The organism is Lunatibacter salilacus (assembly GCF_009797935.1).
GTDB classification, from domain to species: domain Bacteria; phylum Bacteroidota; class Bacteroidia; order Cytophagales; family Cyclobacteriaceae; genus Lunatibacter; species Lunatibacter salilacus.
Genome location: NZ_VOLC01000001.1, coordinates 253779 through 280418, shown reverse-complemented (window position 1 = coordinate 280418; position 26640 = coordinate 253779). Strand labels below are relative to the sequence as shown.

Annotated in this window: 17 protein-coding genes; 15 read left to right on the top strand and 2 right to left on the bottom strand. The window is 43.9% G+C overall.

Annotated features, from left to right (window positions below):
* Nucleotides 1–8: 8 nt before the first annotated feature.
* A complete protein-coding gene (locus FQ608_RS01135; RefSeq protein ID WP_158855961.1) occupies nucleotides 9–674 on the bottom strand; it encodes a carotenoid biosynthesis protein in 666 nt (221 codons plus the stop codon).
* 110 nt (nucleotides 675–784) lie between these two features.
* Between FQ608_RS01135 and FQ608_RS01130 the strand changes: the two genes are divergently transcribed.
* Entirely contained in the window at nucleotides 785–1087 is a 303-nt protein-coding gene (locus FQ608_RS01130) for a DUF4286 family protein (RefSeq protein ID WP_158855960.1), read from the top strand.
* 21 nt (nucleotides 1088–1108) lie between these two features.
* Here FQ608_RS01130 and FQ608_RS01125 read toward each other — a convergent pair whose 3' ends face one another.
* Nucleotides 1109–1612: a hypothetical protein gene (locus FQ608_RS01125; RefSeq protein WP_158855959.1), complete on the bottom strand. Its 504-nt coding sequence runs from the start codon at nucleotides 1610–1612 to the stop codon at nucleotides 1109–1111.
* 172 nt (nucleotides 1613–1784) lie between these two features.
* On the opposite strand from FQ608_RS01125, the gene deoC reads away from it, so the two are divergent.
* From deoC to FQ608_RS01055, 14 genes are all read left to right on the top strand, one after another.
* Entirely contained in the window at nucleotides 1785–2444 is a 660-nt protein-coding gene (deoC, locus tag FQ608_RS01120) for a deoxyribose-phosphate aldolase (RefSeq protein WP_158856322.1), read from the top strand.
* A 316-nt stretch (nucleotides 2445–2760) separates the two neighbouring features.
* Nucleotides 2761–5241 carry a DUF1549 domain-containing protein gene (locus FQ608_RS01115; protein ID WP_158855958.1) on the top strand — a complete coding sequence of 827 codons (2481 nt, stop codon included), beginning with the start codon at nucleotides 2761–2763 and terminating at the stop codon, nucleotides 5239–5241.
* A 15-nt stretch (nucleotides 5242–5256) separates the two neighbouring features.
* Complete coding sequence (locus FQ608_RS01110) at nucleotides 5257–6684, top strand: DUF1501 domain-containing protein (RefSeq protein ID WP_158855957.1); 1428 nt, start codon at nucleotides 5257–5259, stop codon at nucleotides 6682–6684.
* Between the two features lie 184 nt (nucleotides 6685–6868).
* A complete protein-coding gene (locus FQ608_RS01105; RefSeq protein WP_158855956.1) occupies nucleotides 6869–7936 on the top strand; it encodes a twin-arginine translocation signal domain-containing protein in 1068 nt (355 codons plus the stop codon).
* 275 nt (nucleotides 7937–8211) lie between these two features.
* Complete coding sequence (locus tag FQ608_RS01100) at nucleotides 8212–11283, top strand: SusC/RagA family TonB-linked outer membrane protein (protein ID WP_158855955.1); 3072 nt, start codon at nucleotides 8212–8214, stop codon at nucleotides 11281–11283.
* A 126-nt stretch (nucleotides 11284–11409) separates the two neighbouring features.
* A complete protein-coding gene (locus FQ608_RS01095; protein WP_158855954.1) occupies nucleotides 11410–12915 on the top strand; it encodes a RagB/SusD family nutrient uptake outer membrane protein in 1506 nt (501 codons plus the stop codon).
* Between the two features lie 215 nt (nucleotides 12916–13130).
* Nucleotides 13131–16226 carry a SusC/RagA family TonB-linked outer membrane protein gene (locus tag FQ608_RS01090; protein ID WP_158855953.1) on the top strand — a complete coding sequence of 1032 codons (3096 nt, stop codon included), beginning with the start codon at nucleotides 13131–13133 and terminating at the stop codon, nucleotides 16224–16226.
* A 30-nt stretch (nucleotides 16227–16256) separates the two neighbouring features.
* Nucleotides 16257–17762, top strand: coding sequence for a RagB/SusD family nutrient uptake outer membrane protein (locus tag FQ608_RS01085; RefSeq protein WP_158855952.1), 1506 nt, complete (start codon nucleotides 16257–16259; stop codon nucleotides 17760–17762).
* Nucleotides 17763–18005: 243 nt separating this feature from the next.
* Entirely contained in the window at nucleotides 18006–20657 is a 2652-nt protein-coding gene (locus FQ608_RS01080; RefSeq protein ID WP_158855951.1) for a c-type cytochrome, read from the top strand.
* A 112-nt stretch (nucleotides 20658–20769) separates the two neighbouring features.
* Entirely contained in the window at nucleotides 20770–21552 is a 783-nt protein-coding gene (locus tag FQ608_RS01075) for a 3-keto-disaccharide hydrolase (RefSeq protein WP_199856282.1), read from the top strand.
* A 90-nt stretch (nucleotides 21553–21642) separates the two neighbouring features.
* Complete coding sequence (locus FQ608_RS01070) at nucleotides 21643–22725, top strand: aldose 1-epimerase family protein (protein ID WP_158855950.1); 1083 nt, start codon at nucleotides 21643–21645, stop codon at nucleotides 22723–22725.
* A 31-nt stretch (nucleotides 22726–22756) separates the two neighbouring features.
* Nucleotides 22757–23962 (top strand): hypothetical protein, encoded by a 1206-nt coding sequence (locus tag FQ608_RS01065; protein WP_158855949.1) that lies wholly within the window; start codon nucleotides 22757–22759, stop codon nucleotides 23960–23962.
* A gap of 121 nt (nucleotides 23963–24083) precedes the next feature.
* Nucleotides 24084–25115: a sugar phosphate isomerase/epimerase family protein gene (locus tag FQ608_RS01060; RefSeq protein WP_158855948.1), complete on the top strand. Its 1032-nt coding sequence runs from the start codon at nucleotides 24084–24086 to the stop codon at nucleotides 25113–25115.
* Between the two features lie 59 nt (nucleotides 25116–25174).
* Entirely contained in the window at nucleotides 25175–26338 is a 1164-nt protein-coding gene (locus FQ608_RS01055; RefSeq protein ID WP_158855947.1) for a Gfo/Idh/MocA family protein, read from the top strand.
* Nucleotides 26339–26640: the final 302 nt, after the last annotated feature.

The following is a 26640-nucleotide window of genomic DNA, read 5'->3' as shown; positions in this document are numbered from 1 at the left end:
TTTATTGTTTATAAAATCACTGACAATATTGCAAAAAAGAGGATTAAGTTCAATAGTAAAAACGCCGATAGCCTGTTTTGCTTTTTGAAATGAAAATGTCTGTAGGCGACTTGCAGTACCAAAGCAATGAAGAACCAGCCCAAATAATTTTCAAGGGGAATGGCTTCTGAAGTCCATGTCCAAAATCCTAGCGAAATAGCTACAGGTTCAATAACAAAATCAATTCCAACCATCAACAAAGCTCCCGAGGCAGCGGCAATCCAATGATTTTCGATTTTTCCGTGGAGCCATTCCCCCGTTAGATATACTAATAAAAACCAGTTAAGGCCAATTATCAGAGGTACTCCCCAAATCTTCGTACCTAAAACCGTTCCGTAATAATAATCCCCGAAAATCAAACCTGTTTGGACACCGACGATTTCAGAAATCATGCCGGTAAAAAAGGCAAGGGCGGAAAATCCTATAAATGATAAATTCCATCCACGATGGAAATACATTAACAGCCCCGTGGACATAAGTAAATGAAAAGGGGTAAGCTGTTGGAATATCGGTTTGCTGATTGGCAGTGCAAGACCAACAATTCCTACTGCATGGAACAAGCTCACCCAGACTTTAAAAAAAGTAAGTTTATTTATAGTCAATGTACCCAGTTGGATTGTTTGATTTTCTTGCATTAGTTTTGTCATTACATCCCAATCCAAAACTGCCGTCTTTTGTTTCGAATCGGAATGGGTTAGTTTTGCATCTTAATTGGGCGCAAAAGTAAGCAATAACTGGTAAATTTATGATTGTATATAATGTTACTGTAAATATCCTAGCGGAGAAAGAAGCTGAGTTTGTGGCTTGGATGAAGCAAACATATATTCCCAGAGTAATGGAAACAGGCTTTTTCGTCGAACATCGCTTTTTAAAGCTTCTTCAAGAACAGGAGGATGGGATAAATTTTGCCGCTCAGTTCCATGCAGAGACTATGGAAAAAATGCTTCATTTTGACAAAGTCCATGCGAAAGAAATTGATGATTTGCTGCATGCAACCTTTCAGAACGAATATATTTCATTCAGGTCCTTACTGGAGACTATAGAATGAACAAGAAAGTTGGAGAAGTGATTAGGCCAATTTCAGTTTTAAATCGCCATTTCTTTTGACAATCTTCACATCGAAGAATTCATTGATCAAACTTTTGCACCTGTTTTCCGCAAATGCGGCTCTTGAAGGGCCGTCATAAAGAAGAGACATCCGCAGCATGGTCTTCACATAAGAATCAATCATTCCTAGTTCCCTTGACCAAAGTTGTAACTGTCTCAACCAGTCATCTCCATATTTTTCCAGATGTGTGCGGCCGTCAAACAAGATTTCCAGCTGATTCGATCCATATTTATAGCGGTAAATTCCACAGAGTTGCTGATAAATGATGGAAACGCTTTCTTTTGGGAAGGAATGCCTTGTCAGGATTTGCCGATAGGTGTCATCCTCCAAGCCCAGGGGATTGTAGATACTGGTATAGGAAAGTTTTAATTCCCCTATCATTAACTTTATTCCCCTTTCTTGCAGTGCAGTTTGGGACTGCCTTAGCATGTAATTCTTGTCTAAAGGGAATAATTTTTTGATCATGACAGTTACATTATGTCACAAAAGTAGTGTTTTAAGTCTGATTTCTAAACCAATCTTAAACAACAATAGTTAAAAAAACAATTTTTTACCTCAATGAAAATGATATATTTGTAAAGATTCACGACTGGTGAACAGTACCGTTGATGCGGATTTAATTTTATTTTTCCAGACAATGAAAGATCTGAACAGATACTTGGAACATACCTTACTGAAAGCAACCACTACGCAAAAAGAAGTTGAAGAACTCATTCTGGATGCCGAGAAATACAATTTTGCTGCAGTCTGTGTACCACCATTTTGGGTAACTAAGGTGAAAAGAGAGCTCTTGGATACAGAAACTCAGGTGGTGACTGTAGTTGGGTTTCCTTTGGGGAATACAACCACCGAATCCAAGGTTTTCGAGGCCCAACAGGCCATTCGGGACGGGGCGGATGAATTAGATATGGTTTGGTCATTGACAGCCTTCAAATCAGGAATGAATTGGCCAAAAATCGAATTGGCTAAAATGGCTTCTGTTTGTCATGAATCCGAGAGAATTTTAAAGGTAATCATTGAGACGGCTTATTTAAATGACGAAGAAATAATCAAGGCCTGTCAAATTTGTGCGAATGCCGGGGTCGATTTTGTGAAAACTTCGACGGGGTTTTCTCCAGAAGGAGCGCGGGTAAGCCACATCAAATTGATGCGGGAACATCTTCCCAGTCAGGTAGGCATTAAGGCTAGCGGTGGTATCCGAGAGCTGGAAAAGGCCTTGCAGATGATTCAAGCCGGAGCCGATCGGATAGGGACGAGTTCTGGTCCGGCCATCATGGAGGCCTTTCTAAACCCTTAGGGTTTTATGGAAATGGCTTTTTTCTAAGTATTTCAATATCATTAATATCGGACATCTCCCATTCCTGGATTTTTTATCATAAGCAGGTAAGTACAGGTAGGTTTATTTGAAAAAAATAAATAGTATTGTATCCATACGCCCTCCGGATATTTCTGGAGGAGAAACGATTAGTTGCATAATTTTGTTTCTAATTACAGCTTGAATGCCCATCGAAAGATTAATATGATGAAATCGAGCATGACGTAGCCGTCACACACTGGGATGACTATCAACCATGCGAGATTCCATGTGACCGCTGAAAAACAATTATAGACACATGAAAAATAACCTCTGCAGATACCCATTTCTTTCTGCCAGCATACTTCCTTTCTTACTTATTTTGAGCATACCTGCACTCGGAGCAACCGAGCAGTCTGGAAGTGATGAAGTTTTTTGGTTGTGGAAGTTTTTGGGGCGATTACACCCGCTTGCCGTTCATTTTCCTGTTGGACTTCTGGTCTTTGCGGCTTTTTTGGAATTGTTTACGATCGGTAAGTTTAATTCCAAACTGAGGCCTGGTATCAATCTATTGATTTTGGCTGGAGTAGGAGGAGCAGTTGTTTCTGTGGCTTTTGGCCTGTTGTTGGCCAATTTGGAAGGATATGGCGGAGATACGCTTTCCATTCACCAATGGACAGGTATAGGAACCGCAGTTTTGGGGCTGGGTTTGCTGTTTATGCTTCACCAAGTATCCAACCGTAATAAATTAAACCACATTGTACCCTTTCGGGCACTTCTATTCGTCACAGGTCTTGGGGTCTCTATAGCGGGACACTTTGGTGCTTCCCTCACCCATGGAGAGGAATATTTAACCAGCGTTTTACCCTGGAATGAAGACGAAGCTTATGCGGCTGTAGATATGGATATTGATTTGGTCTCTTTTCAAACTGAAGAACTAAGTGAAGAAAAACAGATTAAACTTGTGGGGCAGGTAAGAGCGATTTTTGCCCACAACTGTTACAATTGCCACAGTACAGCCAAGATTAAGGGTGATTTGAGGTTAGACGATAAAGAGCATGTATTTAAAGGAGGCGAGTCGGGGGCAGTCATCATTCCGGGTGACCCGAAAAATAGTGACTTGGTTCGCCGAATTAACCTCCCGAAAAATCATAAAGACGCCATGCCGTCGAAAGGGAAAACGCTCTCCAAAGATGAAATTTCCGTCATCACCCTATGGATTGACAAGGGGGCACCTTGGCCCGAGGGAGTCGAAAACCAAAGCGTCTACCGTGTAGCTGAATTGGCTCCCCGACGGCCAGACCTTCCAAGAGCGAAGGCAGGCCTTGACAATCCTGTCGATCTGTTGGTGGATGATTATTATCTACAAAAAAGCCAATCGTGGAAAGATCCGGTAGATGATAAGACTTTTTTGAGAAGAATTTATCTGGATCTGTTGGGTATATTACCTTCACCTCAGGAGTACGAAGCATTTGCATCGGATTCTCAATCCGATAAGCGGGAATTATGGGTGGAAAAGCTGTTAGCCCGGAATGATGATTATGCTATCCATTGGATGACGTTCTGGAATGATGCCCTCCGAAATGATTATACCGGAACGGGATACATTACCAAGGGTAGGTTTGCCATTACTGACTGGTTGTATGCTTCTCTCAAAGAGAACAAACCTTACGATCAGTTTGTAAAGCAGCTTCTCAATCCGGATGAAAAGTCTAAAGGATTTATTGAAGGAATCCGGTGGCGAGGAGATGTCAATGCCAGTCAGGTAACAGAAATGCAGGCTGCCCAAAATGTGGGGCAGGTTATATTGGGACTTAATCTGAAATGTGCATCCTGTCACGACAGCTTTATCAGTGATTGGAAGCTGGAAGAAGCCTATGCTTTTGCCAACATATTTGCCGATACTACACTGGAAGTGAGCCGATGTGAAACGCCCATTGGAAAGAAAGCCAGTACGAAATTGCTATGGGAAGAACTGGGGGAAATTGACAGCACTGCTAATCGCTCTGAAAAGCTGCAACAACTGGCTGAATATCTCGTTCAACCGGCAAACGGGAGGATGTATCGGACCATAGTAAACAGGGTCTGGAAACAACTGATGGGACGGGGACTGGTAGAGCCTGCAGATGAAATGGACAACGAGCCATGGAGTCAAGACCTTTTGGATTGGTTGGCTTCGGATTTTGCGGATAACGGGTACGATCTCAAAGATCTAATTAGAACCATCGCTACCTCTAAGGCCTATCAGCAGCCTTCCATAGGATTCGATGATCCACTCGCTTTGATTGATGAAAATTTCGTATTTGAAGGTATGGTGAGAAGAAGGCTCACGGCGGAGCAATTTTCCGATGCGGTAAGCAGAATCATTTACCCGCTGTTTGAGGAGAAACAAATCAAATATGATCCGTTCCAACTTGTGGCCTCAGAACAGCAACAGTTGGAATATCCCCGCGCGTCTTTGGTAGCCAATAACGATTTTCTGAAAGCCCTAGGCCGACCAAACAGGGAAATCGTATCTACGAACAGAGATTCCCAGGCGAGCTTACTTCAAGCGCTCGAGCTCACTAATGGAGAGACGCTAAACAGTGCGCTTAGAGACGGGGCCAAACGCTGGAAGGAAAAATACCCTGACGGAGATATATTGATCCATGAGATTTACAGACAGCTTTACGGTCGGGATCCGCAGCAAAATGAGTTTAATATCTCCAGTGAAGTGTTGGGTGATACCCCTTCGGAAGAGCAAATTCAGGACTTCTTCTGGGCTCTGCTACTATTACCGGAGTTTCAATTGATTTATTAAGATAATATATAGGTTATGAAAACGGATTGGAAGAGAAGAGAATTTCTTAAAAAGACCAGCGCAGCGGCTATTGCCACTATGGGGCTGGGTACTCCTTTTACAGGGTTGCTATCCTCTTGTTCCGGTAATCAAGGGATGCCCTCTACCGCAGACAGCGTCATTTTGTTGTATATGGCAGGAGGTATGGCCCATACCGAGACATTTGATCCGAAAAAATACACTCCTTTTCGCAAAGGAATGGAATCCAATGAAGTGTTGAGTACGTTCCCCTCTGTGCCGACTGTCTTGGATGGTATTCATTTTTCGGAAGGATTGGAAAAGATTGGACAGATTATAGACCGGGGGGCTTTAATTCGATCCTACGTGGCGGCGGACTTAGGCCATATCCTTCATACCCGTCATCAGTACCATTGGCACACCTGTTATGAGCCACCGCAGTCCGTCTTAGTTCCCCATATGGGTTCATGGGTAGCTAAAGAGCTCGGCCCCTTGAATCCGGTCATCCCGCCGTTTATCAACATCAATCAGCGCTTTACCGTAGGCGAAGGCGAAGAACTTAAAGCATTTCACAGTGCAGGCTTTTTAGGCAGTGAGTATGGCCCTTTTTTGATACCAGACCCTACTGGGGGTCTTGAAAGTGTACGACCCCCGGAGGGAATGAACACCAAGCGCTTTGAATCCAGAAACCAGCTTTATGAAAGACTGGTACAGGAGAGTGCATTGGGTGAATATGGAAGCGATTACCAGAAGGAATCGCTAAAACGCTCAATGGAACAGGCCTATATTTTGCTGAATTCTCCTGAGGCAAAGGCCTTTGACTTGACCGAAGAGCCAAAAGAAAAATACGATATCTACAATACCGGCCGGTTTGGATTGGGTTGCCTGATGGCTAGGAGGCTGGTAGATGAGGGTGCTAGGTTTATTAGTGTAACGACTGAATATGAGCCTTTCTTTGGCTGGGATACACATGAAAATGGACACACCCGACTGGTGGATATGAAAAAGATGATTGATTCCCCCATCGCGCAACTAATTAAGGATCTTGATGAAAGTGGTCGGTTGGAAAGGACCTTGGTAATTGTAGCCAGTGAGTTTAGCCGGGACATGATGACCGAAGGCCGCCCGGATCTGAAGGTTAAGGACCAGGTGGAGGTACCGGATTTTATAGAGGACATGAAGAATTATGGCATGCACCGTCATTTTACGGACGGATGTTCCATGTTGATGTTTGGCGGGGGGATTAAGCGGGGCCACGTTTTTGGCAAAACTGCCGATGAGCGTCCTTGTAAAACCGTGGAAAATCCAATCAAAATTGACAGCGTACATCAGACCATGTATCATGCCCTGGGTATTGATCCTGAAAAGCATTATGAAATTGAAAAAAGGCCCTTTTACACTACTCCCGACGGCTTAGGGAAGCCTGTGATGGATTTACTTGTGTAGTTTTAAGCTAAAATTCCCTAAGAAATTGATTTCGGTACACAAAAAAAAACTATTCAAATTTTGTGTTTTTAAAGATTTTAAGAATATAATTGTTAAACCGTTAAGACTTATTTGGTTATTTGATATGTCTATCAACGTTTCGCCTACACTATTAGCATACAAAATAATCCCAGCTTACTAGCATATGAAAAACGAAAATAAATCCAGAAGAGCGTTTATAAAGAAAACCGGTGTTGCAGTTCTCGCAGGTGCTGTTGCGCCAACGATAATTATCAATAAATCCCACGCTATGAAAAAAGAAACGATATTAGGCCACGGATCGCACCAATACCGAGTCATTGAAGGTTGGGGGATACTGGATGCAGGTAAAAATCCAGTCAATGATTGCCACGAAATGGTGGAGGATGCCAAGGGCAGGCTTATAATGCTTACCAACGAAACAAAAAACAATATTTTAATCTACGACAAATCAGGTAAATTGTTGGATTCATGGGGCACCACCTATCCAGGAGCACATGGTTTGACATTGAGTAAGGAAGGTGGCGAGGAGTTTTTGTTCATTACTGATACCAATAGAAACCAGGTTATCAAGACGGATTTGAAAGGTAAAGAAGTAATGAAACTCGATTATCCTCGGGAAACGGGTAAATATGATTTTCCCAATCAGTTTGTACCGACAGAGACTGCTATCAATTCGGCTAATGGAGATATCTATGTCGTGGATGGTTATGGTAGAAATTATGTAATGCAATACAATGTAAAGGGAGAGCTTATCCGTCATTTTGGTGGTCCGGGAACTACGGATGATACGTTTAACTGCTGTCATGGAATCGTAGTGGATACCAGGGTAAAAAATAATCCTACCTTAATGATTACCGACCGTGCTAATATGCAATACAAGCGGTTCACCCTAGATGGAAAGCACATCAAAACCATTCCCATGCCTGGATCCTTCGTATGTAGACCAGTGCTTAAAGGTGACAACATCTATGCGGCGGTCTATCGCAGTACCACGCAGGAATATCCAAATTCCGGTTACATTACCATTTTGGATGCCAACGATAAGGTAATTTCAACTCCAGGGGGCTCTGCTCCGGAGTACGTAGGCGGAAAATTGCAGGAGCAGCATAAAGACCGGTCCTTTATGGGTTTTATGCATCCGCATGATGTCTGTGTAGATGGGGATGGAAGTATATATGTGCCTCAATGGGCTTCTAAGAAAACCTATCCGGTGAAGTTGGAACGCATCTGAGACTGCTTAAAACAACTTGATCTAAGTCCCCCGATTCCACAGTGAGTCTGGGGATTTTTTTATATAATAGGCTTTTTATGTTTATATAAGGCAAATATTAAATAATATTATGTTTTTAGTTTTAAATGACTGTTTTTTGTTTGACCTATAATTATTTTGCAGTAGGAAATATTGCTGAAGCAGGATAGTGCAGGATAGTCTTTAAATAAATTGTTTGTTTCTTGATCGATAATTGTATCCATTAATTAAATTAACAAACTCAAATTAATTGCAATATGAAAAAAATTTACGAACAGCGTATACGAAGGCTGCTAGGTCTTTGCTGTATGTTTTTGCTTACTGTAACACCCCTCCTTGCACAGCAAGCCGGACAGATTACCGGTAAAATCGTTTCTGAGGAGGATTCAGAACCAATTCCTGGGGTATCTATACTGGTCACTGGAACCAATAGGGGGACAGTAACCAATATGGACGGGGACTTTACTATTCAAGCAAGTTCCGGAGAAACACTCACCATCAGTTTCATTGGTTTTCAAACCAAAGTGGTACCCGTAACTGCCGGACAGACAGTGTACCAAATTCCCTTAGTTTCATCGATAGGCGACTTGGGTGAAGTTGTCGTAGTAGGCTACGGTTCACAGCGTAGGGCAGATATTACCTCCGCCGTATCCGTCATCAATATGGAGAATATTGGTGATGTGCCAACAACCAACGCTACCAGGCTCATTCAGGGGCAGGCTGCCGGTGTCCAGGTTAGGCAGCGTTCAGGTAGACCGGGTGAAGAAATGGAAATTACCATCCGTGGTCTTGGTTCCTTAGGTGCGGGCAGTCAACCTCTGTTTGTTGTCGATGGCTTTCCTATAGGTACCTCCTTAGGTCAAAATCTGAACCCAGCCGATATTGAAAGTATCACTGTGTTAAAAGATGCGGCATCGACCGCTATTTACGGGGCACGCGGATCGAACGGAGTAATTTTGATAACCACTAAATCGGCCAAGGAAGGTCAGGTGGGAATCGATTTTGTGGTAAACCAAGGATTTGCAAACATCCCCGATTCGAGAAGGACTAAAATGATGAACGGAGTGGAATTTGCACAGTTCAAAAAGGATAGTTTTGAAGACAGAATCCGGTATTTCGACCAAAGAGAGCCTTCACTTGAAGAAGTTCCGTTGGAATTCCGATTTCCTGAGCAAACACAACACAATACAGACTGGTTTCAGGAAATCATGAATCAGAATGCCAGATTCTCCAATTACAATGCCACGTTGACGGCGGGTAAAGGAGATATTCGTTCCTTAGTGTCCGTAGGATACATCAACCAGGAAGGAGCTGTTTTAAATACCAATTTTGACAGGTTTAACGTTCGGGCTAATTTGGATGGAAAAGTAACTGAGTGGCTCAGCATGGGCTGGAACATCGCCGCTTCCCATTCCCGCGAAAATTATGCTTCCACGGATGGAAGGGATGCATTGATAGGCCGGGCTTTATGGGCCGATCCTCGGTATCCGGTTTACAATGAAGACGGTTCCTACAATTCCTACATTGGCGGGACGAACGGTGTTTTTGGGACAGCTAACATTGTGCAGGAACTGAATGAAATGGAGCGTACCTTAAATACCAACAATATCCTTTCCAATGGATACCTGGAATTCAGCTTTCTCAAGGATTTCAAATTCCGTACTTCGGTAAACGCAACGTTAATAGGCACGGAACAAAAGGAATACCGCCCCTCCACACTTGCGGGAACTGGATTTAACCAACCACCACCAAGGGAAGCAAGTTTAATTCAGCGGGCAGACAACGTAATTAATATTGCAGCTGATCAATTGCTCTCCTATTCCAAAGTTTTGGGAAACCATCGGATTGATGGCTTGTTGGGGTATTCTGCACAGGAAGAAACCTTTAAGAGACTGCAGGGAAATGCAAACGAATTTCCAAACGATGTAACACGCTATCTGAATTCAGCTATACGGCAGGTATCCAGTTCAGGAGAAAATTCATGGAGCTTGATGGCTTATTTTGCAAGAGCCAATTACTCCTTTATGGACAGATATCTATTTTCTGCCTCTATGCGAAGAGAAGGAAGTTCCCGATTTGGAGCCAACAACAAATGGGGAAATTTCCCGGCATTCTCTGCGGGATGGAGGATATCAGAGGAATCCTTTATGCCTCAGACCACTTGGATTACCGATTTGAAAGTTAGGGGTAGTTATGGGATTACGGGCAACAACGCCATTGGAAATTATTCCAGCTTGTCCAACATGGCAATATCTAACTATGTATTGGGAGGAAATATTGCCAATGGGCAGCGTCTGGCAAATTTTGCCAATGCCAATTTGGGATGGGAGCAGTCCGAGCAGACAGATATTGGTTTGGATTTAGCCATGTTTGACAACCGGCTGATATTTACCGCTGAATATTACAACCGGCTGACAAATAACATGCTCCTATCCGTAGAGATGCCTATTGTGTCTGGATTTGGTTCTTCATTGGATAACGTGGGACAGGTTAGAAACCGCGGAGTGGAATTGGCCTTGGACTATCGTACCCGAATTAGTCAGGTAAACCTGAGAAGTAACCTAAATTTCACCTTGAATAGAAATAAAGTATTGGAAATCAGAGGCGATAACGATGAAATCTGGGCTGGCGGTTTTTATAGTGTGTACAATGTCTCCAAGGCAGGCCGCCCTATGGCCATGCTACATGGATTTAAGATGATGGGAATTTTCAATACGGAGGAAGAGATTCTTGCTTGGCCCACGCAAGATGGTGCCATTCCCGGGACATATAAATATTTTGACGCAAACGGGGACGGGGTTATCTCCTACGATCAACAAGATATGGTTGAAATAGGCAATCCGCACCCGGATTATATTATTAACATGACGATTGGAGGAGATTACAGAAAATTTGATTTTAATGTCCTCTTTACTGGAGCTTTTAACTACGACGTGATGCGGAATATCGAAGCCACCACTATGAACATGGACGGGGTGTTTAATATTCTTCACTCCGGTATAAACCGCTGGAGGTCCGCTGAGAATCCAGGCGATGGAGTAGGAGCAACCACCAATACATGGAAATGGCAGCGTGAGTCTAATTCCAGATACATTTACGACGCCTCCCACGTGTGGCTCCGAAACGTCAGTTTAGGATATGCCATACCGAATAATCCGGTCATCCCCAATGCGAGGTTGTTTGTAAGTGCGGAAAACCTGTTCCTGATTACTTCTTATCCCGGATCCAATCCGGAAGTGAACCAACGCGGTGGGATCAATATCGGTGTGGATGATGAGCGTTATCCTGTGCCACGTACCTTCACTTTAGGCGCAACCATCAAGTTTTAATTCCAATCCTAGCTATCATGAAATCGAGCATGACGAGTACGTCACACACTGGGATGATTATCATGGCGAGATTCCATCCCGATGAATCGGGACAAGTCATGGCCGCTAAAAGACAATTGTAAACATATGAAAAATACAAAAATATATTCCATACTTGCGGGGATCATGTTAATAATGAGCTCTTGCGGAGAAGATTTCCTGAATAAAACGGATCCGACGGTGCTCGTTGCCGAAGGGTTTTATTCCAACGAGAAAGAAATAGAACAAGCTGTTGCCGGAGTTTATGGCATGTTAAGAAATCATTTTAACAGTGAATGGCAGTTCAATGAGTACATTTCGGATAACACCACACTTCATTTTAATGTGGGAAACAGAGGCAACGGTCCAGCCTTAGAAGCCATTGAGTTTTGGCAATACAATGCTGCTACACCAAATGTAGCCAACCTGTACAATACGATTTATAGTATAATGGTCAACATCAACACCACTTTAAAGCGACTTCCGGATTCAAATGCCAGCGATGAGGTGAAAAGAAGAGCAGAGGGGGAAATGAAGATGATTCGTGCCTACCTGTATTTCCAACTGGTTCAGCATTTCGGAGATGTTATCATCGTGACAGAACCTGTCACCACTCCTTCGGAGGCATTTCTTTTGGAAAGACAACCTGTTGAAACTGTCTATGCGCAAATCATTTCCGATTTGGATCAGGCTATTACAGCACTTCCTCCATCCCATCCAGCAAACCAATTGGGCAGAGTTACCAAAGGAGCTGCGTTATCCTTAATGGGAAAAGTGAGGTTGACCAGAAAGGAATACTCGCAAGCAATAACTGCCCTAAATCAAGTTACTGCCTTAAATTACGAATTGCTGAACAATTACGCTGACATTTTCCTTCCTGCCAATAAAAATCACCGCGAGTCAATCTGGGATATTCAATATCAAGGTGATAATCTGTTTGGCGTGCATAGTAGTTTTATTTATACCTTTGCTCCTAGAGAGTCGGGGGGAGCTGTGATAAACTTTCCCGGACAAGAGGGAGGGGGATGGAATACACCAACCAAGGATATAATCGAGGCCTATGAGGCCGGCGATTTGAGGAAAGATGCATCCTTGAAGGAAGGATATTTTGACCTCCAAGGTAATTGGGTTCCCGTCCCCTTCATTAATAAATATAATCATCCGCACAGTATTCGGGGCATAACAAATGACAACTGGCCGGTAATTCGATATGCAGATGTGCTCCTGATGCTCGCAGAAGCCATAAATGAAGAGAGCGGTCCGACAGGAGATGCCTATAACCATCTGAACAAAATTCGTGAAAGAGCGGGATTGGATCCGGTTAGCGGTTTAAGTAAAGATGCATTCAGGACGGCAGTCCTCAATGAAAGAAGATTAGAGCTTGCTTTCGAAAATCACCGTTGGTTGGATCTAAAGCGTACCATGACGGTACCGGAGTTAGTCAGCTTTCTAAATGCTTACGGCCTTAGGGAAAGAGCGGACCCGACTACATCAAGGGGAGGAATTCCGTTCTCCAACGATGATTTTATCTTCGAGGCCTATCAGGTACTTTTTCCAATGCCGGAAGTACAGATGCGGATCAATTCTTCGCTAAGACAAAATCCGGGATATTAAAGTTTTCTACTAAAGTCAATAAACTTAAAATAATGCCATAGATAGTTTTGTAAATAGGTTATCTATGGCATTATTATTTTTTTAATGTTAATTTTTCCGTCATGCAGTACAGTACAGGATGGTATATATATAATAATATATTTAAATTGAGCCAAAGTTATTGGTCAGTAAAGGTCAATACCAAAATTATCTATTACTCATATAACCAAATCATTATGAATCGAACTCATTACTTAAAAATGGGAAGTAAGTCATTGCTTCTTAGTACGCTGGCTATGCTCCTAGCAATAGGCAGCTGGGCGCAATCTACGATATCTGGGGTTGTCCGTTCCGAAGGGGACATGGAAACCATACCGGGAGTGTCGGTATTGGTGAAAGGTACTACCAGAGGTAGTGTGACAGACCTCGACGGAAGGTTTGAAGTAAATGCTTCTCCTGGAGAAGTTTTGTCAGTTAGCTACATAGGCTATACCACAAAGGAAGTGACGGTACAGTCAGGTTTGACTTCCTATGAAATTGTATTGGCATCTTCCATGAGCGACCTGACAGAGGTCGTAGTTGTGGGTTATGGTAGCCAGCTCAAGAAAGAGATTACAGGAGCCGTTCAAACTATCTCCGGTGATGATCTGATCGATATACCAGTACCATTAATGGCTCAAAAACTACAGGGTCAATTGGCTGGTGTCCAAATCAATCAGACTACTGGTAGGCCTGGGCAAGGCATGAATGTCCGGATTAGAGGGCAGCTATCCGTATCAGCGGGAAGTGAACCATTGTATGTAATTGATGGCTTTCCCATTACCGGAAATATAAATACATTGAACCCGGATGAAATTCAAGACATCACGGTTCTAAAAGATGCCGCATCTACTTCCCTTTATGGATCAAGAGCTGCAAATGGCGTAGTTCTAATTACTACCAAAAGAGGAAAAGCTGGACAATCTTCAGTATCCTTGAATGTTTATCGAGGTGTACAAAATGTACCCCATTATAACCGATTGGAAATGATGGATGCGGTAGAATTTGCTCAGTTTAAGAAGGAATATTTTGAAGATGCAGGGCGGCCTGTTCCAGATATGTTCCAAAACCCCTCGCAGTATGAAGGTCAGACCCAGGATTGGTACGATGCTTTGCTTCAAAGCGCTCCTATTTCCAACTATAACCTAACAATAAATTCCAACACGGAAAAAATGAGAACCTCCGTGGTTTTGGGTTATTTTGATCAGGAAGGTGTTGTGTTGAATACCGACTACGAGCGTTTTTCACTCCGAATCAATTCCGATTACAAAGCTTCTGATAAGTTAACATTGGGATTTAATTTGGCTCCCACTTACATTCGGGACAATACTCCCAGAACAGATGGGTCCAGAGGTACAGGTATTTTATTTAATGCACTGCATACTTGGCCAAATATGCCTATTTACGATGAAGCTGGAGAATTGACCTATTTTAACCGATTTCCGGGGGAAACTGGAAATATTTTCGCATATCCAAATTACGTAAGATCTGCTTTAGAAATTACAAATGAAACCAAGCAAACCAATTTGCTTTCCAACGCCTATGTGCAGTACGAGCCAATAAAAGGACTGGAATTCAAATCGACATTCAATGCTGAAATTCGAAATAGTAAGTATTTCTATTTCAACCCTTCGACTGCCACTCCCGGTATGAATCAGGCTATACCTACTGTTGCTTCATCGGTTCGGGATAGCAGGGAAGATTTTAGCTGGTTGAATGAAAATACAGTTACTTACACCAAATCCTTCAACGATCACAATTTTCAATTACTTGGAGGATTCACCAATCAGAAGTTCCGTATGGATCGGACACAAATTGCAGCCAATACCTATGCGGATGATCGACTTCCAACTGTTCAGGCGGCTATTAATTTAAATAGAGGATCCACCATTTCTGATGTTCAGGAATGGGCACTTACTTCCTTCCTTAGCCGACTGACGTACAATTTCCAAGGTAAGTATTTGTTGACTGCTGCCATACGTGCCGATGGGTCTTCCCGTTTCGGGTTTGAAAACCGTTGGGGGGTGTTCCCTTCTGTATCCGCAGGATGGGTCATGTCTGACGAAGGATTTTTGAACACCAGCGATAAAGTATCCTTTATGAAACTAAGAGGTAGCTACGGTGTGACCGGTAACAACAATATAGGTAACTATACCCAATATGCGTTGGTAAATAACACGGTAAACCACGTTTTCAACAACTCAGTGGTTCCAGGTGCAGCCATTACGTCATTGGCTAATCCATTTCTGGGATGGGAAACTACGCAGCAGTTTGATATAGGACTTGACTTGGGATTGCTTGAAGACCGCATTCAGTTTGTCTACGATTTCTATACCAAAAATACTTCCAACCTATTGTATAATGTCCAGATTCCGCAGGAAGCCGGATTTGGTAGTTTCACCGACAACATTGGAGAGATTAAATTCTGGGGACATGAGTTTTCAATCATTACCCGGAATACACAGGGCAAACTATTGTGGACAACGAACGCAAACATTTCCTTTAATCGGAATAAGGTTATGGCACTTGCAGAAGGCATTGATCGTGTTTATGGTCAATTCCATATCACGCAGGTCGGTCAGCCCTTTGGACAGTTCTACGGGTTGAAAAAACTCGGGAATTATATGAACGAAGAAGATTTGAACAGTTCTCCACAGGTACCCGGCCGATCTACGGTAGGTTCCATTAAGTTTGAAGACATCAATGAAGATGGAATCATTACTATAGGCGGAGATAATGACGATCGAACAATTATTGGAAACCCATTTCCTGATTTTACTTACGGTATTACCAATAATTTCCGTTATGGAAAATGGGATATGAACATTATCGGATCCGGATCCCATGGAAATCAGCTATACATGAGGCACCTCTTTAGTACCGCAAACCTAGACGGTGTTTTTAACATGGTGAGAAAAGCCAACGACCGATTCCGTTCTCCCGAGAATCCAGGTGACGGTATATTTGGTACGACTGTAGGTGGAGGAAACGTGACGGGTATAGAAAGAGACTGGGCAAACAGTAACTTTGTCTACGACGCATCCTTCTTTAGCATCAAAAACATTACCTTGGGTTTTAATGCTGGAGCAATTGCAAATGTCGTGAAGTCCGCCAGATTCTACGCATCCGTACAGAATGTATATATTTTTACCAAATACTGGGGAGGACCCAATCCTGAGGTTAGCCAACAGGATAATGGTCAAGGAGACGGAGGCAACTTAAGCCCTGGAATAGACTTAACGGGTTACCCCGTTCCACGTACTTTCACATTAGGAGCCAACTTTACGTTCTAAAGAATCTTTTCATCTATAATTGACTGAAAAATGAAAAAAATAAATATCCTCATAGCATTTCTGGGAATCATGCTTTCAAGCTGCGAAGACTTCTTGACCATAGCCCCTGAAACCGCCCTTAGTTCTGCTACCTTCTATAAGACGGAAACTGATTTTCAACAAGCTGTAAATGCGGCCTATGCTCCATTGAGAACCATTACCAACGACCGGTCCTGGTTATTGACCGAAATGCGTTCTGATAATACAATCTATGCACGGAACATCAATTTTGGAGCTACCGAGCAGCAGGAAGATCTATCAGATCACGCATTACCAGAAGCACAAGGGATTACCACCAATACCCACGTGTTGAATCAATACCGACAGGATTATCTGATTATTGCGAGAACAAACCAAATTCTGACGTTAATTGATGATGTGGAGTTCAACCAGGCTAGTAAAGACAATCTGAAGGGGCAAGCACTTTTCCTTCGTGGTTACGCGTATTATGAACTGGCCCGTTACTTCGGAAGTGTGCCGCTACACCTTACTCCTGTAACAACTAGGGAAGAAGCTGCTTTGCCATTGACGCCGGAAGCGGATATATACAATCAATTAATTGGGGATATCCAGGCTGCTATTAATTTATTACCCGTGCGGTCTCAGCAGGGAGTTGGCAGGGCATCCAAAGGAGCAGCACAAATGTTATTGGCGGACGTATTTATGACCCAAAAGAGATGGGCTGAAGCAGAAACGTTACTTAAGGCGATCGTCAGTAGCGGAGAGTATGAATTAATTGCAAATTACGAAGATGTGTTTTCAGAAAGTGTTGGAAATAAGAATACGAAGGAATCCCTTTTTGAAATACAATACTTGGAAGGCCCGGAAGGCTTACAAAGTAGTTTCTTGTATGCCTTTATGCCTAGACCCATTTCCCTTCAGGAGTTGCAGCCCATTACAGGAACTTCCAATCCTCAACCGCTAGACGGAGAAGGGAACAATATCCCTACTCCAGATATAATTGCGGCTTATGAAGAAGGTGATTTGAGAAAGGACGCTTCCATCGACTATGTGGAAATCTCCGGAAGTGACAGGGCTAATAAGGTATATCCGTACATTAAAAAATATGCCAAGCATCACGATTTACATGGAGTTCACGGGATTAACTGGCCTATTTATAGGTATGCCGAGGTCTTACTTTTCCTAGCAGAAGCACTTAATGAGCAGGGTAAAACAACAGAGGCTGTAGGACACCTGAATGAAATTAGAAACAGGGCTGGATTAGCAAATACCACGGCATCGGGACAGGCGGAAATGCGAGAAGCCATATTCAAGGAAAGAAGGGTAGAGCTTGCTTTTGAAAACAAAAGGTGGTTTGATTTAACCCGAACTGACAGGGTGCAGGAAATCATTGGGGCTTTTGGGGCTAGGGCTTTGGCTAATCCGTTGGATTATTACTATCCTGCTGGAAATACGTTCCGGTCAATTGCCTTTACCAATATAACCAAATATTATGCGCTTCCTGCTGCAGAAGCGGAAATTACACCTCACTTCTAATTCTATGGGTTCGGCATAAATTAAATTTGAAAACCATAAGCACCGAAAAGATCGAACACCTCCTTCTTTCGGTGCTTATTTGTATTCAAGCTGATTCTGGCATTTTAGGCCTCCTTTATTATGACTAAAGGTCCATTTACCATATATTTGGTTTTAATATTCCCGTAAAAAAGGGTAACTTTAATGGTTAATTAAAAACCTAATTTGATTTATCCACCTTTCTTTGCTTCAATTAAAAAAACCATGAATTATAAAATTTCACTAAGAAAATTTCTCTTACTACCGCTTTTAGCTGGCCTCCTTTTTGGCTGTGCTAAAGAGGAAGCTAAAGAGCCCAATCCCAAAGTAGACAAATTAAAGCTGCCGACAGGTTTCGAGGCCGAACACCTATACAGTCCTGGAGAAAACGACCAAGGTTCTTGGGTAGCTATGACCTTTGATCCAAAGGGCCGCATGTTAACCGCTGACCAATATGGGTCCATTTATCGGTTGGAAATACCTGAAATCGGAGCTGACTCGCTTACACCCAAAATAGAAAAACTAAAAATAGGCCCTAATGGCGAAAGCAAAATCGGTATGGGCTTTGCCCAAGCTCTGTTATATGCCCATAATAGCGTTTATGTGATGGTCAATCATAGGGCTAACGATGAGTTTGATAAGGATACCGGCCTTTATCGGATTATCGATACCAACGGAGACGATCAGTTTGATGAGGTGATTGAAATAAGAACATTTACAGGAAGCCCCGGAGAGCACGGTCCCCATAGTATTGTACCTTCTCCGGATGGTAAATCACTCTATATAGCAGTAGGTAACCATATCGATGTTCCAGAAATGAACCGATATCGCATACCCCGAGTATGGCAGGATGACAATGTTTTTCCTGAAATCAAGGATCCTAGAGGTCATGCCAACAACAGGGGCGCACCAGGCGGATGGATAGCCAAAATCGATCCCGAAGGAAAAGACTGGGAATTGATCAGCGTTGGATTTAGGAATGAATTTGATCTTGCCTTCAATGAAGTTGGAGATATCTTTACTTATGATTCGGATATGGAATGGGATTTCGGGATGCCTTGGTACCGTCCTACCCGAATCAACCATGTCACCAGCGGCAGTGAGTTTGGCTGGAGAACGGGTAACCAAAAATGGTCACCCGATTACACCGACAACCTTCCTGCAATATTAAATATTGGACAAGGTTCGCCTACCAACGTGGTTTCCGGTGCAAATGCCAATTTCCCCGACAAATACAAACGATCCATCTATGCCTTTGACTGGAGTTTTGGCATTATCTACGCCATGCAAATGACGCCTGAGGGAGGAACCTATAAAGTGACTGCCGAAGAATTTATTTCCGGTTCTCCACTTCCTCTTACAGACGGAGTATTCGGACCGGACGGCGCCTTTTATTTTCTTACAGGTGGAAGGAGATTGGAATCCGATCTATATCGGGTTCATTTCACCGGTGATCTTAGCAAGGAATCCGGAAATGGGCTAACAGAAGCTGGCCTTCCTGAGGAACACAAAATTCGAAGGAATTTGGAAGCTTTGCACGTCGGACCTAAAGCTGGCGCATTAGACATAGCTTGGCCTCAGTTGAGCCATGCAGACAGATTTGTCCAATATGCAGCTCGGATTGCCGTAGAGCATCAACCCGTAAGCGAGTGGCAGGCAAAAGCACTGAGTGAAGAAAACCCACGGGCAATTGCTCAGGCAATGATTGCACTGGCGCGACATGGGAACAAATCCCAACTAAATGCCATGGTCAATACGCTTACTAGACCTGATTTTGGCTCTTTAAATGAAGAAGACCAAATGAACCTTACCCGAGCAATAGAAGTAACGATCTATAGAATGGGAAACCCTTCTGGAGCTGCGAAAGCCAAGTTAATTTCCTATTTGGATGATCATTTCCCTGCATCCACCAACAGGCTTAACCGTATCATGGGTAAAGTATTGTCTCGATTGGAGGCACCTTCGGCTGTGCCCAAATTACTTGCCCTGCTTGAGGATGCAGCTGATGACCCCGAGTACCAGAAGACCTTTACTTCTTCCTCTGACTTGATCATGAGAAACCCCCAATACGGGTTGGATATCGCAGGCATGCTGGCAAACGTACCGCCAGCTCAGCAAACCTATTATGCTACCATTCTTGGAGGGGCAAAAGCGGGATGGTCCGATGAGAATTATGACAGATACTTTACATGGATAAACAATGCCTTTCAATATAAAGGAGGTAGAAGTTATGTCGGATTTATCGACCGAGCCAGGAAGATGGCACTTGAAACGGTCCCCAAAAGCAAATTTGACCACTACAATGCACTTTCCGGTGCAGATAGGCTGACTGGAACAGGAAATGACCTCGTCGTTGCAACAGTTCAGCCCGAAGGCCCTGGGAAAAGATGGACAGTGGAGGAAGCTTTACCCGTGGTTGAAACACTTGCAGGCAGGGATTTCGAAAAAGGCCATGCCATGTATCAGGCAACCCTTTGTCAGTCATGTCACGCAATGGCGGGCGACGGAGGGGCGGTAGGACCGGATTTAACCCAACTGGGAAGCCGATTCTCACACAAAGATATTCTTGATGCAACGATTAATCCCAGTGCTGAGATATCTGACCAATATGAGGCTACCGTTTTTACCATGAAAGATGAGTCTTCCGTAGTAGGTAGGTTGATCAGCGAGGATGACGGGAAGTATTTTGTGTCCCAAAATCCATTTGCACCGGATGTGTTGAGGGAAATTCCAAAAGCAGATGTAAAAAGCACGAAAGTTTCTGATGTCTCAGTGATGCTTCCGGGATTGATAAACCGATTGAATGAAGAAGAACTGAAAGACCTGATGGCCTACCTTGTATCAGGAGGTAATCCGGATCACGAGGTATTCAAATAATACATATTATAAGTCAGGTGATATCCTGGTTGGTGGATTGAGGCATTTACTGTCTTTCTAGACTCCAATAGGGTTTTCTCCTGACTTTTTTTATTTTATATAAACCAGCACCATGAAGAATATATCTAGTATCCTATTAATGGCCTTAGCGGCAATCTTTTATAGTTGTGGGGAATCCAAAACGACGGAGGAAACTGACTTGGGTTCGGAAACATCAGCAGCCGGAGACGGATTTGTGTCCATCTTTGACGGAAGTACCCTCGATGGATGGGAAGGTGATCCAGCTTATTGGCGCGTAGAAGGGGGTAATATTGTTGGAGAATTAACGGCAGAAACCCCCCTCAAAACAAATACCTTTCTAATTTGGACAGGAGGTCAGCCGGCGGATTTTGAATTGAAAGGAGATTATAAAATTACAGAAAGTGGGAATTCTGGTATCCAATACCGTAGTGAAAGGTTGGATGACGTTCCCTATGCGTTGAGGGGATATCAGGCAGATATTGACGGAAAAAACTCCTATACAGGCCAAAACTATGAGGAAAGAAAACGTACTACGCTTGCTTACCGAGGACAGAAAACCACCATTCGTCCGCAGGAAGGCACGGGAAGTTTACGGGATAATATTGAACGCAACGCATGGAAAGGACTTGAAGTTACGGCAGAATTGGGTGATAGAGATGAGCTGAAGACCAAAATTAAAGCCGAAGATTGGAATTCATTCCGACTTGTAATCAAAGGGAATCGGCTGCAACACTATATCAATGATGTTCTGATGAGTGATGTTACGGACGAAGATGAGGTGAATAGGGCCATGTCTGGTTATCTGGGCGTTCAGGTTCACGTAGGTCCGCCCATGAAAGTGGAACTCAAGAATTTATATTTAAAAGAGCTATAATCCAAAGCGAGGTATAAAAATTTACCCGACACAGCAGGACAGTGATTCCCCCTTCATTCCGTATATTGGGGATTGAAATTGAATGCATTCATGGCAGATTTAACCGAAGAACTACAACAAAGGCTAAAAGGCAAGGTAGGTAACCGCGCCCAAGTTGGTGGAATTGAAATTTCCGTATTGGACAACGGTCCCGGAAAAGGAAGCCGTATTGCCTGGATCGATACGGGCGGAGGGTTGCGCTACAAAATATTGATAGATCGGGGAATGGATATAGGAGAGGCGTTTTATCTTCAACATTCCCTTGCTTGGATTGGCCATTCTGGAGTGGTAAGCCCCCAACCTATGTCAGACCGGGGGATCGATTGGCTGCGTACTTTCGGTGGCGGTCTGCTTACGACTTGTGGACTTAGTCATACCGGAGGTCCGGAGGAGGATTCCCACGGAAGCCGTGGACTTCACGGACGGATCAGTAACACCCCTGCCGAAGTGATCCAAATCGATCAGCCTGACCCGCAACTAGGGAAAATGGATTTCTCCATTACGGGAGTCATGCTGGAAACTCAGGTTTTCGGACCCCACCTACGACTCAAACGAAAAATAAGCGGTGCCTTAGGAAATCCCCATCTTCGGATAGAGGATACAGTAGTCAATCGAGGAAACGCGGTTGCCCCGCATATGTTGCTATACCATGTGAATTTCGGCTGGCCTTTGATTGATGAGGGAACAGACTTGATATGGTCTGGGAATTGGACTTCCCGGGATCAAGATCCGAATAACCGCATTTTCAATGCGTCTAACAATTATAAGAAATGTCCTGCACCTCTTCCGGCGCACCGTGCAACAGGAGAGGATGTTGCCTTTATTGATCCATCTACAGATTCGGATGGGATATACACAGCTGGGGTTTACAACTCCAAACTTTCTTTTGGTCTCTCCATGGAAGCAGTTAAGAGCCAACTTCCTTGGCTTATCAATTGGCAACATTGTGGTGAAAATGAATACGTGGTAGCTTTGGAGCCGGGAACCAACCCGCCGATTGGGCAGGCGAAGGCCCGGGAAGAAGGCGTTTTGATTCAAATGGAGCCGGGCGAAAGCAAGGAATACCAACTTGACTTTCGGATTGTGACTTCCGAAGAAGATGTGAAAAAATTACTTTCAATAAATACTATCTAACAAATAATCAACAATAAATCAAATACTACCTATGAGTTTGGCAAAAAAAGCGTTAGAAGAAGGTCAGGGAATATTGCGCCTGGCTCCTACTTGGGTTCCAAGATCTTTTTGTGTTCCCGGAAGAAGAATTAAACTTCATCCGGACGATTACTACGTACTGGGGGGAGAACGTGGAGGTATTGACGAACGATGGTTTTCTTCAACCACCCCTGCCCAAAACGGCCCGCTTACAGGCAAAAACGAAGGGTTAAGCCAAGTCGTGGTAGGTGCCGACGGAAAAGAAGAGCAGATCTTGCTTCGGGATGTTATCGACGAGCTGCAAGGAGACATCATCGGCGGTCGGATATGGGATGAGCATAAAAGCTGGCCCATGTATTCCAAATTTTTTGATAATATGGGACCACTTCCCCATCACATCCATCACAATGACGAGCACGCAGCCCTAATTGGCCAAAAAGGCAAACCAGAAGCTTATTATTTCCCGCCTCAGGTAAACAACCACGGAGGAGATTTTCCATATACCTTTTTTGGAATTGCCCCAGGCACGACAAAAGAGCAGATTAAAACCTGCTTGATGAACTTCTCTAAAGGGGATAACAAAATCACCAATTATTCCCAAGCATTCAGATTACAGCCCGGCACCGGTTGGGATGTTCCTCCGGGAATGCTCCATGCACCGGGTAGTTTATGTACCTATGAGCCCCAGAAAGCGTCGGATGTGTTTGCTATGTATCAGTCCTTGGTAAACGAAGCCATTATCCCCGAGGAGCTGCTATGGAACGGAACGCCAAAAGACAGAATGGGAGATTTCGACCAACTGATGGAAGTAATCGACTGGGAACTTAACGTTAACCCCAATTTACTTGAAACCCGATTTATGGAGCCATTACCAGTGAGTCCTTTGGAGGAAATGGAAGCTGCAGGCTATATAGATAAATGGATTTGCTATCGGTCCGCTGACTTTTCTGCTAAGGAACTAACTGTCCTTCCCGGTCAGACGGTAACGATAAAAGACAGCGCAGCCTACGGCATGATAATGATGCAGGGTCATGGTACCATGGGTGTATGGGATATTGAAACCCCTTCGCTGATCCGTTATGGACAGTTGACCCATGATGAATACTTCGTGACCGAGAAAGCTGCGATGGAAGGGGTGAAAATTACCAATCTTTCCAAAACTGACCCTATCGTGATGCTTAAACACTTCGGTCCAAATAATCCGGACCTAAAACTTTAATCGACAATGTAGCTAAAAAAAGCACTAAAGTATTCATTGGTTCTGAATTAAATGATTTATTTTAGTGCTACTAGCTATCGTCGCAATCAATCTATTTATAAACATAAAACCTAACAAAGTTATGTCCCAAAATAATTTTCCAAAATTACACAATGCTACCTGGCCTGGAATAGTTGGAAAAGGTCCCGATTCCGAGCCGGTAATTTCTTTTGACGAAATGCTTCAGTTTACCTCAAAAGCCGAAGTAAACGGAGTTAAGTTTGACGGGGTGGACGTAGGTCTTTTTGATCCGCATATCAACTTGGATGGCGGCGATGAGGAAGCCAAAAAGCTTGCCGACAAAGTATCCGGACTTGGCCTCTCCATAGGAAGTGTCGTAGCTCCGATTTGGGCTGGCCCTATCTTGGGTTCAAAAGAAGACCGAGCTACTTACCTAGATCTCCTAGAAAAATCCTGCAAGTTTGCCAAAAAGCTTAGAGAGTTGGGTGTAAGACCTTATGGCATAGTACGTATAGACACCGCCAGTAGTCCTGAGGCGTGGTCAAAGGATCCGGCAGGAAGCCAGAAAATAATTGTTGAAACCCTAAAAGAAGCCTGTAAGATCGCTGCGGACAACGGCGAGCGATTGGCGGCAGAAGGTGAAATTTGCTGGGGCGGTATGCATAGCTGGAAGACCATGCTGGACACGCTGGAGTCAGTAGACAGTCCACAACTTGGATTCCAAGCGGATATGGCCCATACGCTTTTGTACACAATGGGATATAACTTCCCCGAACATCGTATTCTGCCTGAAGGGTATGACTGGGAAGACAGGGAAGTCTTCAAGTCTGCGCTGAAAACAATGACGGATGCCCTTCGTCCTTGGACGATTGACTTCCATGTGGCTCAAAATGATGCCACCGTATTTGGATCTGGATCCCATGACAAGACCGGACGCCATTGCTTGGCCAATGATCCTAACGGCAAGCTTCATATAGCCGAAGACGCTGGCTATTGGTTGCGTGACGGTAGCGGTGAATTGACCAAAGCTTTCAAGCATATCTGCTGGGACGGCTGTATGTTCCCCAATGCCGTGATGGGCAAGCAGGAGACGTGGAACAATATTCTGGCAGCCTTGATCAGTGTGCGGGATGCACACGGATGGAGCGAGTAGGAAAGCGGTAGCTGTCCAATTCATTCATTTTATCATCAATTAAAACCTTAAAATATACCATGAGCGAAAAAAAGCCAATACGAATAGCCATGATAGGCACCGGCCTGATGGGAAGGATACACACCAACGGGTATAAGCGTTTGGGGGATTTTTTCCCGGAATATGAATATAGACCTGTCCTGCAAGTCGCTTGCTCCCGTAGGGAAGATAAGATCAAAGCCTTTGCCGAACAGTGGGGCTATGCATCCTATGAGACAGACTGGAAGAAAGTAATAGAACGTGACGATGTGGATGCCATAGACATCTGTACGCCCAATGATACCCATGCGGAAATTGCCATTGCCGCCGCCGCTGCGGGTAAAATGATTCTATGCGAAAAGCCACTCGCCCGAACGCTGGATGAAGCCAAGGAAATGGTGGAGGCCATTGAGAAAGCAGGTGTTAAAAATACAGTATGGTATAACTACCGAAGGATTCCGGCTGTAACGCTAGCAAAGCAAGTGATAGATTCAGGAAAACTCGGTAAAATATTCCATTACAGAGCCAATTTCTTGCAGGACTGGACCATCAGTCCGGACTTGCCTCAAGGAGGTGATGCTTTGTGGAGACTTGATGTAGATGCCGCCGGTTCCGGAGTTACCGGAGATTTGTTGGCTCATTGTATCGACACAGCCATGTGGCTTAACGGAGGCATTAAGGATGTTTCCGCTATGACCGAAACCTTTATCAAGGAGCGGGTTCATCAGGGAAGTGGAGAAAAGAAAAAGGTTGGTATAGACGATGCCTGTCTCTTCCATTGCCATTTCGACAACGGATCTTTGGGACTCTTTGAAGCTACCCGGTACGCCCGAGGTCATAAGGCTTTATATACCTTTGAAATTAACGGGGAACACGCTTCCCTGCGCTGGGATTTGCACGATATGAACCGGTTGGAATACTTTGACCACAGCGATGAGTCTATTGTAAGGGGTTGGAGGTCTATCCATGTCACAGACGGAGACCAGCCTTACATGGGTCGTTGGTGGATACCAGGTACCAGTGTGGGTTATGAGCATTCCTTTATCCATCAGGTGGCGGATTTCTTCAAGAGTTTAGAAGGAGATGCACCATGCCACCCTACCTTCCGCGACGCCTACGAAACCCAAAAGGTGTGTCAGGCGGTCTTGGATTCGGCTTCATCCAGAAGCTGGAAAGATACCGGCGTGGACTGGGTGGAAAAGTAAAAATTTAAGTAGAATGGCCGATAGGATCGGTTTGTTTTAATAGATATAGGCCCGGGACAGTGTTCCGGGTTTTTTTGTGGGAAATTAATTGGAGTTTTGCTGTAATGGTTATGTACTTTTATCCGACTGGCAGGCCCTAGAAGTTCGTGGAATGATTATATTCACCCTTTAATCAACGAAAAGGTAGTCCAGAAATTCCAGATAGAACGTAGCGTCCACTGTCAACTTAGGGGCGTAGCCCTGACATCATAGTAGCAACGAGCGTGAAATTATAGCTCTAGGGGCGTTAGCCCTGACATCTA

Coding starts and splice junctions, on each gene's coding strand:
- FQ608_RS01135 (WP_158855961.1), bottom strand. CDS start 674: ATGCAAGAAAATCAAACAATCCAACTGGGTACATTGACTATAAATAAA.
- FQ608_RS01130 (WP_158855960.1), top strand. CDS start 785: ATGATTGTATATAATGTTACTGTAAATATCCTAGCGGAGAAAGAAGCT.
- FQ608_RS01125 (WP_158855959.1), bottom strand. CDS start 1,612: ATGATCAAAAAATTATTCCCTTTAGACAAGAATTACATGCTAAGGCAG.
- deoC (WP_158856322.1), top strand. CDS start 1,785: ATGAAAGATCTGAACAGATACTTGGAACATACCTTACTGAAAGCAACC.
- FQ608_RS01115 (WP_158855958.1), top strand. CDS start 2,761: ATGAAAAATAACCTCTGCAGATACCCATTTCTTTCTGCCAGCATACTT.
- FQ608_RS01110 (WP_158855957.1), top strand. CDS start 5,257: ATGAAAACGGATTGGAAGAGAAGAGAATTTCTTAAAAAGACCAGCGCA.
- FQ608_RS01105 (WP_158855956.1), top strand. CDS start 6,869: ATGAAAAACGAAAATAAATCCAGAAGAGCGTTTATAAAGAAAACCGGT.
- FQ608_RS01100 (WP_158855955.1), top strand. CDS start 8,212: ATGAAAAAAATTTACGAACAGCGTATACGAAGGCTGCTAGGTCTTTGC.
- FQ608_RS01095 (WP_158855954.1), top strand. CDS start 11,410: ATGAAAAATACAAAAATATATTCCATACTTGCGGGGATCATGTTAATA.
- FQ608_RS01090 (WP_158855953.1), top strand. CDS start 13,131: ATGAATCGAACTCATTACTTAAAAATGGGAAGTAAGTCATTGCTTCTT.
- FQ608_RS01085 (WP_158855952.1), top strand. CDS start 16,257: ATGAAAAAAATAAATATCCTCATAGCATTTCTGGGAATCATGCTTTCA.
- FQ608_RS01080 (WP_158855951.1), top strand. CDS start 18,006: ATGAATTATAAAATTTCACTAAGAAAATTTCTCTTACTACCGCTTTTA.
- FQ608_RS01075 (WP_199856282.1), top strand. CDS start 20,770: ATGAAGAATATATCTAGTATCCTATTAATGGCCTTAGCGGCAATCTTT.
- FQ608_RS01070 (WP_158855950.1), top strand. CDS start 21,643: ATGGCAGATTTAACCGAAGAACTACAACAAAGGCTAAAAGGCAAGGTA.
- FQ608_RS01065 (WP_158855949.1), top strand. CDS start 22,757: ATGAGTTTGGCAAAAAAAGCGTTAGAAGAAGGTCAGGGAATATTGCGC.
- FQ608_RS01060 (WP_158855948.1), top strand. CDS start 24,084: ATGTCCCAAAATAATTTTCCAAAATTACACAATGCTACCTGGCCTGGA.
- FQ608_RS01055 (WP_158855947.1), top strand. CDS start 25,175: ATGAGCGAAAAAAAGCCAATACGAATAGCCATGATAGGCACCGGCCTG.